Here is a 12163-nt window from a genome sequence, read left to right as displayed (position 1 = left end):
GGATGCCGGGCCGTTTCGGGCGCCGGGCACCTCTGCCGGAGGGACCCGTGATCCTGCCGTTCGCCACATCGCCGCCGCCCCTGGACTTCACCGGCGAGGAGGTCCCGCCGCTGCTCCAGGCGCGTCTGGCCGACCTCGAGCCGGTCCTCGCCGTCGTCTACCGGCTGCGGGTGGAGGTGCTGGCCGCCTTCGCGCTGGTGGCGGCCGTCGTCGTGATCTCCGGCCTGGCGGCCGGCCTTGGTGGCCGCATCCGCCGCCCGGCCGCCTGGCGGCTCGCGTTGCTCGCGGTCCTCGCGTTCCCCGCCGCCTCGGTGACGATGTTCCTGCTCGTGCCGCGACCGGGTACGGTCGGACTCTTCCTCCTCGCGCTGGCGGGCGCCTGGGCCGTGCTCTTGGCCGCCTCGGCCGCGCTGGCCGTACTCCGCGGGCCGAGGAGGGCGCTGACGGCGCTGCTCCTCGGCACCGCTGCCGCGATGCTCGCGGACCAGTGGCTCGGCGGCCCGGTCGCCCCGTTGAGCGTGCTCAGCTACTCGCCGCTTGACGGGGTGCGTTTCTACGGGCTCGGCAACGAGGGGGCGGCGGTGCTCTTCGGTTCGGGGCTGCTCGGCGCGGGGCTGTGCTGCGACGGCGCGCCCCCCGGCGCGCGCAGGGACGTGCTCGTCCGCCTCGCGCTGCCGCTCGTCGGCGCGTCGGTCGTGCTCACGTCGGCGGCTCCCGGCCTGGGTGCGAACGTCACCGTGGCGCTGTGGGCGACGGCGGGGTTCGCCGTGGCGGCCCTGCTCGCGAGGGGGCGTGCGATCGGCTGGAGGGAGGCGGCCGCCGCCTCGGCGGTCGCCGCGCTCACGGTCGTCGCGCTCGCGGCGCTCGACCTGGCCCGCGCCGATGGCGGCACGCACCTGGCCCGGTCGCTGCGCGCGTTCGGCGACGGCGGGGTCTCGGCGCTGCTGCCGATGATCGCCGCCAAGGTCGCGATCAACCTGCGGGTGCTGACGGCGACCCCCGGCTCCCTGGTCGTGCTGGCGGCGATGGGCTGGTTCGCCTACGCGCTGCGGCGTCCCTCGCCGCGTCTGGCGGGGCTGCTCGCGCCGAGGCCGGTCCTGCGCGCCTCGCTGGTCGGGGCGCTCGTCGGCTCGGCGCTCGGGATGGTGACGGAGGACTCGGGCGTCGCCATCCCCGCGCTGGTGCTGCTCTACGCCGGCGGCGTGCTGGCCTACGCCGCGGCGATGCCGGCGGCATGCCCCGGGGCCGAGGCGCCGGCGAGGACCGCCGCGGGCGAGGGGAGCGGCGGCCGCGGAGAGGGAGTCGAGGGGGTGGGCGAGTGAGCGGCGCGCCGCTCGTGGCCGGTCTCCTCGGCCTTGCCGCCTTCGCGGCCTGGGTCGTGCCCGCCGTCGTGGTCCGGTGGGCGCTGCCCGGTCTCGAGCGGCGGGCGCGGGTGCGGAACCACAGGGGACGGGAGGTCCCGCTCGGCCTGGGCGCCGCGTGGCTGCTCGCGGCGTTGGCGCTGGCCGAGACGGAGGCGGTCGGATCCCTGCTGACCTGGGCCGGACTTCGTCGGGCAGGCAGCCACCTCTCGGCCTTCGGGGGGTTCTCGAGCGCCATCGTGCCTCTCGGGCTGGTCGCGGGCGCTTTCGCGTTCGGACTGCTCGACGACGCGTTCGGCGACTCCCGGTCCAAGGGCCTGCGGGGTCACCTCCGCGAGCTCGGCCGGGGGAGGGTGACGACCGGGACGCTCAAACTCGTCGGTCTCGCGTCGCTGTCCGCGATCTACGCCGTCAGGGCAGTCGGGTCCCGGGCGGCCGGGGACGCCGCTCCGCCCTCCGCGGGCAGACTGGTCGCCTGGCTGACGGCGGCCGCGGTGATCGCGCTGTCCGCGAACCTGGTGAACCTGCTCGACCTGCGTCCGGCGCGCGCGCTCAAGGGCTACCTGCTCGTCGGGCTGCCGGCGGCCGGTCTGGCCGGCGCGCTCGTCTCGGGAGGACGGAGCCTGCCGGCCGGCGGCCTGGGCCGGGGAGCCGTCGCGGCCGTCCTCCTCGCGGGTCCCGCTCTCGCCGTGTGGCGCTACGACGCCGGCGAGCGCGGCATGCTCGGCGACGCGGGGGCCAACGCAGCGGGAGCGCTGGCCGGCTACGCGGCCGCGCTCGGGCTGCCGATGCCGTGGCTCGCCGTCTGGGCCGCGGTGCTGCTGGGGCTCAACCTGCTCTCGGAGCGCGTGTCGTTCTCGGCGCTCATCGAGCGCAACCGGCTGCTGCGCGCTCTGGACGGCCTGGGCAGGCCGGGGATCGCAGGGCCGGGGGCGGCGCCTTCGGGGACGCGTCCCGATCGGCCCCCCGACGCGGGCGCGTAGCGGTATCATATGCCCGGACCGCAGGCAGGCGATCGGAGGCATCGGGACGTATGACGAGACACATCTTCGTGACCGGGGGCGTCGTAAGCTCGCTGGGAAAGGGCATCACCGCCGCCTCGCTCGGGCGCCTGCTGAAGTCCCGCGGTCTGAAGGTGAGGATCCAGAAGCTCGACCCGTACCTCAACGTCGACCCGGGCACCATGAGCCCGTTCCAGCACGGGGAGGTCTTCGTCACCGACGACGGTGGCGAGACGGACCTCGACCTCGGTCACTACGAGCGCTTCATCGACGAGTCGCTCTCCCGTGACTCCAACGTCACGGCCGGCTCCATCTACCAGACGATCGTCACGCGCGAGCGCCGGGGCGACTTCCTCGGCGCGACCGTGCAGGTGATCCCGCACGTCACGAACGAGATCAAGGAGCGCGTCAAGCGCCTCGCCGAAGAGGGCGACCCGGACGTGATCATCACCGAGGTGGGCGGGACGGTCGGCGACATCGAGTCGCTGCCGTTCCTGGAGGCGATCCGCCAGCTCCGGCGCGACCTCGGCCGCGAGAACGTGTGCTACATCCACGTGACGCTGGTGCCGTGGATCGCCGCGAGCCAGGAGCTCAAGACGAAGCCAACGCAGCACTCCGTCCAGGAGCTGCGCTCGATCGGCATCCAGCCCGACTTCATCGTGTGCCGCTCCGACCGGCCGATCGACGCGTCGATCCGGCGTAAGATCGCGCTGTTCTGCGACGTCGACCCGCGCGCGGTCATCTCCGCCCCGGACGCGCGCTCCATCTACGAGGTGCCGCTCACGCTCAACCAGCAGGGCCTCGACGAGATGGTGATGGAACGCCTCGGACTGCCCCACGACGGCGTGGACCTGTCCGAGTGGGAGCGGTTCGTTCGCCACGGCATGTCCCTGCCCGACACGGTCGAGATCGGGCTCGTGGGCAAGTACGTGCAGCTCCCGGACGCGTACCTGTCCGTGTGCGAGGCGCTCGACCACGCCGGGATCCACCACGACCACAAGGTCAAGGTGCACTGGGTGGACGCCGAGAGCCTCACGCCCGAGGAGGTCGACCAGATCCTGACCAAGATGCACGGCATCCTCGTGCCGGGCGGCTTCGGGATCCGGGGCATCGAGGGCAAGATCCGCGCGGCCAAGTTCGCTCGCGAGAACGGGGTGCCGTACCTCGGCATCTGCCTCGGGATGCAGGTGGCGGTCTGCGAGTTCGCGCGGCACGTCGCGGGGTTGGAGGGGGCGAACTCCACCGAGTTCGACCCCGTCACCCCCAGCCCGACGATCGACCTCATGCACGACCAGCACGAGCTCGCCGATATGGGCGGCACGATGCGGCTGGGGACCTACCCCTGCAAGCTCCGGCCGGGGACCAAGGGCCGCGAGGCCTACGGAGAGGACCTGATCTACGAGCGTCACAGGCACCGGTACGAGGTGAACAACGCGTACCGCGAGCGGCTGGCCGAGGCCGGGCTCGTGATCTCGGGGACCTCGCCCGACGACCGCCTCGTCGAGATGGTGGAGCTTGCGGAGCACCCGTGGTTCCTCGGCTTCCAGGGCCACCCCGAGTTCAAGAGCCGCCCCACGCGCCCCGCGCCGCTGTTCCGCGACTTCATCGGGGCGGCCGTCGCGCGCAAGAGCGAGAGCCGGGAGTAGCGCGTGGCTGCGCGGCGGGCCGAGGAGACCGCCGAGGACCGGCTGTTGCGCACGTTCCTCGAGCTGGTGAGGATCGACAGCCCCTCAGGGCGCGAGAGCGCTGTCGCCGACTACTGCGAGGACGCCCTCGCGGCGGCGGGGATGGCCGTGACGCGCGACGACAGCGCGCGGATGACCGGCTCGGACACCGGCAACCTCGTCGCGACCCTGCCCGGCACGGCGGCCGGCGTCGCGCTCGTGCTGTCCGCGCACATGGACTGCGTGCAGCCGTGCGAGGGCGTCGAGCCCGTCGTCGCCGACGGGTTCGTGACCTCGGCGGGGGAGACCGTGCTCGGCGCCGACGACAAGGCCGGGATCGCGGCGATCATCGAGCTGGTCAGGCGCATCACGGCGGACCGGCGGCCGCATGCCGGGATCCGCGTCGTGCTCACGGTGGCCGAGGAGATGGGGCTGGTGGGCGCCAAGGCGCTCGACGCGGCGCTGCTCGCGGGCGACGTCTGCCTCGTCCTGGACGCCGACGGCTCCCCGGGGGAGATCGTGGTGAGCTCTCCGACGCACTACACCTTCTCGGCCGCCTTCCGCGGGCGTTCCTCCCATGCGGGAGTGGCCCCGGAGGCGGGCGTCTCGGCGATCGCCATGGCCTCCCGCGCGGTGTGCGCGATGCCGCTGGGCCGCCTGGACGCCGAGACGACGGCGAACGTGGGCACGGTGGTCGGCGGAAGCGCCACGAACGTCGTGCCCGCCGAGGTCACCCTGACGGGGGAATGCCGCTCCCGCGACCGCGACCGCGTGGAGCGGGTCCGCGAGGCGATGGACCGCGCGCTCCGCGAGGCCGCGTCGGAGGCGGGGGGCGGCGTGGAGGTCTCCTGGCGCCTCGAGTACGAGGGGGTGACGTTCGCCGAGGACGACCCCCGCCTGCGGCTCGTCCGGCGCGCCTGCCGCCGTTCGGGTCTGGAGCCGCGGGCGATCGCGACCGGCGGGGGCAGCGACGGCAACATCTTCTCCTCGGTGGGCGTCCCGACGATCGTGCTCGCCTGCGGGATGAGCGGCGTGCACTCCACCGGGGAGACGCTGCGGATCGGCGACCTGGGCAGACTGGCCGTTCTGCTGGAGGCGGTGGTCGCCGAGGCGGCCGGAGGTCCCTGATGCGGCTGGTGAGCGGCGTCGTCACCGGTGTCGTCTCGGAGCCCGAGGGCATCCAGTACGTGCGGGTCGCGCTCGACGGAGGGGAGACCCTGCCGGAGCCCGCCGTGTGCTACGTCGCCCTCACGGGACGGTGCCGGGTCGACGAGCGGGTCGTGGTGAACACGACCGGCGTGGATCTGGGACTGGGCACCGGCGCTCTGCACTTCATCGTCGCGCGGGTCGGGGGGCACGGGAGGGAGTCGCTCGACTCGCCCTCCGGCGGCCACGTGATGAAGCTGCGCTACACCCCTCTCCAGATCGACGTGCTCGCCGTGGAGGAGGAGGAGAGCCCCCACCACGACGTCATGCGCTCGGCCCGCTCGCTGGAGGGCATGCCCGTGGTGTGCTGCGGGCTGCACAGCCAGCTCCCGCACGCCGCCGCTGCCGTCAAACGGGCGCTGGGGTCCTCGCGCGTGGCCTACGTCATGACGGACCAGGCGGCCCTTCCCATCGCGCTGTCCGACCTCGTCCGAGCCTGCCGTGCGGCCGGCCTGGTCGATGCCATCGTCACATGCGGGCAGGCGTTCGGCGGGGAGCTGGAGGCCGTGAACCTCCACAGCGGGCTGCTCGCTGCGCGGCACGCCGCCGGGGCGGATGTGGCCGTCGTCGCGATAGGCCCGGGCGTCGCGGGCACCGCCACACCGCTCGGGCACGGCGGCGTGGCCCAGGGCGAGGCGGTGAACGCCGCCGCCTGCCTCGGTGGAGAGCCGGTCGCGGCGTTGCGCCTCTCGTTCGCCGACGAACGCCCTCGTCACCGCCCCGTCAGCCACCACACCCTCACCGCGCTGTCCACGGTGGCCCTCGCTCCGGCGCGCGTCGCGCTGCCCACGCTGCCGGCGGCGGCCGCGGCCGAGGTGGAGCGGGTCCTCGAGGACGCGGGGGTGTGGGTGCGGCACCGGCTCGAGCGGGCCGGCGTCACGCCCGAGGACCTGCCGGACACGCGGGGTGTGGAGGTGCGTACGATGGGCCGTCCGGTCGCCGAGGACCCGGCCTTCTTCGCCGCCGCGGCCGCCGCCGGGGAGGTCGCCGCGCGGCTGGCGGCGGACTGAGCCGTCCCTCCGGGTCGACGGCGTCGTCTCTCGGACCGAGTGCGAGCCCGCCCCGCCCGGTCTCGCCCGAAGGAAGCTCCGGGAAAGCTCTGCTGAACCCGTCAGAGCCGCGCGTCACGTGGGTATCCACGACTAGTCGAGGCGGCGCCGCCACCGGCCGCGGACGTGCGGGGGGATCAGAATGGCTCGCTATCGATGGTGCAGCTTCTGCACGCATGCGTTCTCGGAGGAGGAGCTCGCCGAGGACGAGTACGGATTGCCGTCCTGCCCCTACTGCGGGGCGTCGGGGATGTACCTGAGGGTCTGGAACGCGGTGAGGAGCCTCTACCCCGACCTTCCGGAGGAGCCGGCGTCGGGCCGCAGGTACCGCCTCATCGAAGCGCCACACGTCGCCGGGGTGGGGACCCCGCCGGAGACCCGCACGGGAACCGACGCGACGTTCGTGCACTGAGCAGGCGGGACGTCCGCCCCCGATTCGGAGGTCGTGATGGATCGAGAGAACGAGACCCGCGCGCCCGGTCCCGGGGAACCCGAGGAGCGCGAAGGGCGGGTGACCACGCCGGAGGAGGAGCGGCGGGAGTGGATCGACGAGGACCTCGCGGCCGATCCCGAGTACCGGCGGGCGCAGCGCGAGGCGGGCGGCGACGCCACCACTCCGATGACCGGGAGGGTCCCCGTAGGGGAGGTCCCACCGCTGGAGGAGCGGCCGGAGCCCGGCGACCTCTCGGACGAGATACCGTCGACGGCGCGCAACGCGCCCGGGACCGTCGACGACATCCCTTTGTCGCTCGGGGATGACAGGCCGGGGTACAAGCCGCCGCTCGAGCCGCTCGCCACGGGCGACGAGGAGACGGACCTGTGGCAGATGCAGCAGCCGCTCATCGACGAGGACCGGGAGACCAGCGTGCATCTGGAGGGCTTCTCGGAGGAGGAGGCCGAGCACGTCATGGAGGTGTCCGGAGACGACGCCGAGCCGCAGGCGCAGGGGTACAGCGTCACCGGCTCCCCGTTCGGTCCCGATCACGGCGGCTTCCGCGAGCGGCGGGAGGGCGAGGGCGGCCGGCGAGCGAAGCCGCGCGAGGAGGATGCCGAGGAGCCGCGCGAGCCCGAGCCCCCCGTCGGCGAGGGGTCGGAACCCGGGGGTGAGTAGCGGCTCCGGGGCGTCGGCCCCCCGGAGGGAGGAGCCGGTCCGGAGGGACCGGGATCCGCGCGGCCGCCGTATAATCGGTCGCATGGAGCGTCTGGTGGATGAGTTCCTCGGTCATCTCGGGGTGGAGCGCGGCGCGTCCCGGCACACGCTGGACGCGTACCGGCGCGACCTCGGGGCGTACGCGGCGTTCCTTGAGGAGCGGGGCGTCAGCTCCCCCGACGCGATCCGGCGCGAGGACCTCACGGCCTTCATCGCCTCGCTCCAGGCCCGCGCGCTGGCGCCTTCCACGGTGGCGCGGCGGGTGGCGTCGCTGAAGAGCTTCCACAAGTATCTGGTGCGCGAGGGGATCACGGACAACCACCCTTCCGCGTCGCTGCCCCTGCCGAGGACCCCGCTGCGGCTGCCCGACGTGGTGAGCGTCGAGGACGCCGAGAGACTCCTCTCCCAGCCCTTCCCCGCCGACGCGGCGGGACTGCGGGACCGCACGATCCTCGAGGTGCTGTACGGCTGCGGCCTTCGGGTCAGCGAGCTGGTGGGGCTGGACGTGGGCGATGTCGACCTGCGCGAGGGCTTCCTTCGCGTGCTGGGCAAGGGTTCCAAGGAGCGCGTCGTCCCGATCGGCGGCGCGGCGGCGCTCGCGGTGGAGGAGTACTTGCGGCTGGGCCGCCCGCACCTGCGGCCGGCGAAGACCTCGATGCGCCAGGACCCCTCCGCGCTCTTCCTCAGCAGGAGGGGGAGGAGGCTGACACGGCAGTCGGTCTTCGGCATGGTGCGCCGGTACGGCGGCGTCGTCGGGCTCGAGCTCCACCCGCACACGTTGCGCCACTCGTTCGCCACGCACATGCTGGAAGGTGGCGCGGACCTGCGGTCGCTGCAGGAGATGCTGGGGCACGCCGACATCGCCACGACGCAGGTCTACACCCACGTGGACCGCCGGCATGTGCGCGAGGAGTACCTGTCCACCCATCCGAGGGCGAGGCTGAGATGAGCGTGCTCGAGACGGAGGCGAAGCCGGTGGGGTCCGGAGGCGGGGACGGCGGCGACCGCACCCGTGTCGCGACGGGCGCCGAGCCGCCCGAGGGGCGTCATCGCGGGGCGCTGCGCGCGCTCGCCCGGGCCGTGCCTTGGGCGGTCGGCGCGGCGCTGGGCGTCGCCGCCGGCGCCTACCTGACCGCGGTCGGAGGGGCGGGAGCGCCGGGTGCGAGCGCCCTGGACGCCTGGGTCGACCTCGTGGCGCTCCCGGCCCTGGCCTTCGCGGCGATGCTCGCGGCGCATCTGCTGCTGCAGGGGGCCGCGGCGCTCATTCGCCGGCTGCGGCCGCCGCGCGGCGGCGCCTGAGGAGCCGGCGCGCGACCAGTCCGAGCACGACGATCGCGGCGACCGGGATCGCGGAGCCCATCACGAGCACGACCATCGCGTTGAACGAGCCGACGAAAGCGCGCACGCCCTGGCGGAACGCGTCCGCGACGCCCCAGTCGGTCCCCGCGGGCTGGACGATGCGCTCCGGTCCGACGAGCTCGACGGTGACGGCGGACAACGCGGCCTGGCGCTCGAGGTGGTCGATCCGGGCCTGCATCGCCTCGGCCTCGCCGCGCACGCGGGCGAGCTCGCGCTCTACGGCGAGCATCTCGTCGACCTTCTCCGCCTTCTCGAACATCTCGCGCAGCCGCTTCTCCTCGGCGCGCAGGTTCTGCAAGCGGGCCTTGAGGTCGACGTGCTGCTGGGTCACGTCGGACGCGTCCTCGGACTGGCGCAGCACGCGACCGATCCCGGAGGCCTCCTCCACGAAGCGCTCGAAGCGGGCGACGGGTACGCGGACCGTGACGTAGGCGGAAAGCGGCCGGCGCTCCGAGGAGTCCTCGCGGTAGACCGGGACGTCCGGCTCGTCGGCGAGCCGCAGCGCCTCGATGAACGCCTCGTGCTTGCCGGCCAGCGCCCGGATGGAGGAGACCGCCTCCTCGACGTCCTCGACGCGCACGAGCATGCTCTTGGTGCGCACGATCATCCGGTCGGCCGATGTCGCGGCCGCCTGCCCATCGGAGCCGGCGTCCTTCTCGCCCGCGAGCGGACCCTCCTGTGTCGAGCCTCCAGCCGAGGGGTCCTCCACCGGATGCCGGGCCCTGCCGTCGTCGGGGTAGGCCGGGTCGCCCGCCATGCCGAACGGGCCCTCGGCGGGTGCCGGGGCGGGCTCCGGCGACGAGTCGGTCGAGTCCTCGCCTCCGCCGCCGATCAGCCGGAACTCCTCGTTGAGGGCCGTGCACCCGGCCGCGGCGAGGAGCAGCGCTCCCAGCAGCAGCGCCGCCGGGAACCCCCATGTCCGTCCCGTATTCGCCTTCCGTCGCATCGCGCGCCTCCTCGCCGCGGCCCACACCGGGCCTCACCCGAACGAAAGACGCCCCCGCCTCAGCGAGGCAAGGGGCGTCCGTCGCGCATCCAGCGGCGCGCCGTCAGCCGAGATCCCTCTTGTCCTGCTCGGCCTTCTTGAGCTGGCTCGCGGCATACGCGGCGAGAGCCACGCCCAAGGCGACGACGACGAAGAAGGCCGCGACGAGCGTGTTGAAGAGCGGGCTCGCGATGTTCGTGGTCATCGGGGTCGTTCACCTCCATCGGCCCATCCGGCTCGATCTCGATTGTACGTCGGGACACGAGCTGCGGGCAACGGCGGCGCGCCGCCGAGACCGCGAGGACGCGCCCCCGCCGGCGGTCCTCGGCCTCCTTATTCCGCTGTCAACGCTCCGATTCCTGCCTGCGTCCCTTCAGACGCTCGGAGCGCCCGGCGGGTTCGTGGCCGCGCGGAGGGGATGCCGCGCACGGTCCGCGAGGGGCTGTGTGGGATGAATTCCCATGAAAGTGTTGAAAAGTGGGATGAAGTGGAATACAGTGTGACGAGGTCGGCCCGCGAAGGGGCGCAGGACCGGTACCCGGCGGAGCGAGAGGGAGGGAGCGAGAGGATGTTCCTCGGCGAGTACCAGCACACGCTGGACGCCAAGGGCCGCGTCTCGCTGCCCGCGAAGTTCCGCGCCGAGACGACGGGGAAGCTGGTCATCTCCAAGGGCTTCGAGGGCTGCCTCTACGTCTATCCGGCCGAGGAGTACGCGGGCTTCGTCGAGCGGCTGATGAGCCGGGACGACTTCAACGCCCGGTACCGCAAGGTGAGGCGCTTCTTCACCTCCGGAGCGGTGGAGACGGAGCTCGACTCGGCGGGGCGGATCACGCTGCCGCCGGTGCTGAGGGAGTACGCCGGTCTCGCGAAGGACGTGCAGGTCACCGGGAACGGGGACCGCATCGAGTTGTGGGACGCGGAGAAGTGGGCGGCCTACAACGGCGACACGACCGAGCACATCGAGGAGGATGCCGAGGAGCTGTCCGAGGCCGGACTCCTGTAAGGCGTTGACAATGGAATACCGGCACACCCCAGTTTTGCTGGCCGAGGTCACGCAGCACCTACCGTTGCAGCCAGGTTCCGTGATCGTCGACTGTACCTTAGGCGGGGCAGGACACGCGAGGCGGATCCAGGAGCTTGTCGAGCCCGGCGGAGTCCTTGTCGGGATCGACAGAGACCGAGCCGCAATAGACGCAGCACGATCCGTACTACGCCTCGGCCAGCAAGCCATCCTCCTGCAGGGCGACTTCGGGGAGCTCGACGAGCTCCTCACCCGTGCGGGGATCGCGTACGCCGACGGGATCCTGATGGACCTCGGCGTCTCGTCCCCGCAACTCGACGCGGCGGAGAGGGGATTCAGCTACCGCGACGACGCCCCGCTCGACATGAGGATGGACCCCGGCGGCGGGGGGATCACCGCCGCGGAGGTGGTGAACACCTACTCCCAGGAGGAACTCGCGCGGATCATCCGCGAGTTCGGCGAGGAACGGTGGGCCCCGCGCATCGCAGCACACATCGTAGCAGCGCGGGGCCGTCGTCCCATCCTCACCACCCTACAGCTCGCGGACATCGCGAAGGAGGCGATCCCGGCGGCGGCGCGCAGGACGGGACCCCACCCGGCGCGCCGGACGTTCCAGGCGCTGCGGATGGAGGTCAACCGCGAGCTCGAGGCGCTCGAGCGCGGACTCGAGGCCGCCGTGCGCTGGCTGCGGGCGGGAGGGCGGGTGGCGGTCATCAGTTACCACTCGCTGGAGGATCGCATCGTCAAGCGCGCCTTCGCGGCGCTGGCGCGGGGGTGCACGTGTCCGCCCGGCCTGCCGGTGTGCAGGTGCGGGCAGGTGCCGGTGGTCCGCATCGTCACGCCTCGGCCGGTGGTGCCCACCGCCGAGGAGGTAGCACGCAACCCGCGGTCACGCAGCGCGAAGCTGCGGGTCGCCGAGAAGGTGTAGCCGAGGCTTCTCGCGCGTACGCGCGCGAGCGGCAGGTGCGAGGGAGGCGAGAGCCATGGCCGTGGCGGCGAGGAGGACGCCCGCCGAGCAGCCGGCGAGGCCGCGGCTGGCCCTCGTCCCGCCGCCCCGCGGGAGTGGCGCCCGCGGGGCGGCGCGCGCCGAGGAAGCGAGGTGGCGCTCGGGCTTCCGCACCTATGTCGTCGTGCTCGCGGCGTTAGCCGCCGTCGCGTGCGGCCGGCTCGTGCTGACCACGCGGGCAGCGGAGGCCTCGCTGGTCTCCGTCGCGATCACCGACGACATCAAGGCCGAGCGGATCGCCGGGGGCGACCTCGAGGTCTCCAGGAGCAGCCTCGCGGCGCCCTCCCGCATCCGTGACATAGCGGGAGAGAGCCTGCAGATGGTCGAGCCGCGCCGGGTCGACTACCTCGACCTGCCGGCC

At 73.2% G+C, this 12163-nt stretch carries 14 protein-coding genes; 12 read left to right on the top strand and 2 right to left on the bottom strand.

Annotation, left to right across the window (positions count from 1 at the left end; translation table 11 throughout):
* Nucleotides 1–47 precede the first annotated feature (47 nt).
* The 9 genes from IBX62_02720 (at nucleotide 48) to IBX62_02680 (ending at nucleotide 8730) form a co-directional block, all read left to right on the top strand.
* Nucleotides 48–1322 (top strand): hypothetical protein, encoded by a 1275-nt coding sequence (locus IBX62_02720; GenBank protein MBE0475994.1) that lies wholly within the window; start codon nucleotides 48–50, stop codon nucleotides 1320–1322.
* Nucleotides 1319–2344, top strand: coding sequence for a hypothetical protein (locus IBX62_02715; GenBank protein ID MBE0475993.1), 1026 nt, complete (start codon nucleotides 1319–1321; stop codon nucleotides 2342–2344). The genes IBX62_02720 and IBX62_02715 overlap by 4 nt, the downstream gene beginning before the upstream one ends.
* Before the next feature lie 50 nt (nucleotides 2345–2394).
* Entirely contained in the window at nucleotides 2395–4008 is a 1614-nt protein-coding gene (locus IBX62_02710; GenBank protein MBE0475992.1) for a CTP synthase, read from the top strand.
* Between the two features lie 3 nt (nucleotides 4009–4011).
* Nucleotides 4012–5154 (top strand): M20/M25/M40 family metallo-hydrolase, encoded by a 1143-nt coding sequence (locus IBX62_02705; GenBank protein ID MBE0475991.1) that lies wholly within the window; start codon nucleotides 4012–4014, stop codon nucleotides 5152–5154.
* On the top strand, nucleotides 5151–6242 hold the full coding sequence (locus IBX62_02700) for a DUF3866 family protein (protein ID MBE0475990.1): 1092 nt from the start codon (nucleotides 5151–5153) through the stop codon (nucleotides 6240–6242). The genes IBX62_02705 and IBX62_02700 overlap by 4 nt, the downstream gene beginning before the upstream one ends.
* A 181-nt stretch (nucleotides 6243–6423) precedes the next feature.
* Nucleotides 6424–6693 (top strand): hypothetical protein, encoded by a 270-nt coding sequence (locus IBX62_02695; GenBank protein MBE0475989.1) that lies wholly within the window; start codon nucleotides 6424–6426, stop codon nucleotides 6691–6693.
* Between the two features lie 36 nt (nucleotides 6694–6729).
* On the top strand, nucleotides 6730–7392 hold the full coding sequence (locus IBX62_02690; GenBank protein ID MBE0475988.1) for a hypothetical protein: 663 nt from the start codon (nucleotides 6730–6732) through the stop codon (nucleotides 7390–7392).
* 82 nt (nucleotides 7393–7474) lie between these two features.
* Nucleotides 7475–8380, top strand: coding sequence for a site-specific tyrosine recombinase XerD (gene xerD, locus IBX62_02685; protein ID MBE0475987.1), 906 nt, complete (start codon nucleotides 7475–7477; stop codon nucleotides 8378–8380).
* A complete protein-coding gene (locus IBX62_02680; GenBank protein ID MBE0475986.1) occupies nucleotides 8377–8730 on the top strand; it encodes a hypothetical protein in 354 nt (117 codons plus the stop codon). The genes xerD and IBX62_02680 overlap by 4 nt, the downstream gene beginning before the upstream one ends.
* Here the strand turns inward: IBX62_02680 and IBX62_02675 are convergent.
* Both IBX62_02675 and IBX62_02670 read right to left on the bottom strand, forming a co-directional pair.
* Nucleotides 8693–9736, bottom strand: coding sequence for a DUF4349 domain-containing protein (locus tag IBX62_02675; protein ID MBE0475985.1), 1044 nt, complete (start codon nucleotides 9734–9736; stop codon nucleotides 8693–8695). The genes IBX62_02680 and IBX62_02675 overlap by 38 nt on opposite strands.
* Nucleotides 9737–9839: 103 nt before the next feature.
* Nucleotides 9840–9980, bottom strand: coding sequence for a hypothetical protein (locus IBX62_02670; protein MBE0475984.1), 141 nt, complete (start codon nucleotides 9978–9980; stop codon nucleotides 9840–9842).
* Between the two features lie 363 nt (nucleotides 9981–10343).
* On the opposite strand from IBX62_02670, the gene mraZ reads away from it, so the two are divergent.
* The 3 genes from mraZ to IBX62_02655 all read left to right on the top strand — a co-directional run.
* Entirely contained in the window at nucleotides 10344–10778 is a 435-nt protein-coding gene (gene mraZ / locus IBX62_02665) for a division/cell wall cluster transcriptional repressor MraZ (GenBank protein ID MBE0475983.1), read from the top strand.
* Complete coding sequence (rsmH, locus tag IBX62_02660; protein ID MBE0475982.1) at nucleotides 10744–11724, top strand: 16S rRNA (cytosine(1402)-N(4))-methyltransferase RsmH; 981 nt, start codon at nucleotides 10744–10746, stop codon at nucleotides 11722–11724. Before mraZ ends, rsmH begins: the two co-directional genes overlap by 35 nt.
* 55 nt (nucleotides 11725–11779) lie before the next feature.
* On the top strand, nucleotides 11780–12163 hold a 384-nt coding region (locus tag IBX62_02655), incomplete at its 3' end, for a hypothetical protein (GenBank protein MBE0475981.1).

The organism is Coriobacteriia bacterium, assembly GCA_014859305.1.
GTDB lineage: Bacteria > Actinomycetota > Coriobacteriia > Anaerosomatales > Kmv31 > Kmv31.
The sequence above is the reverse complement of the archived record's forward strand: the minus strand, read 5'-3'. Positions and strand labels throughout refer to the sequence as shown.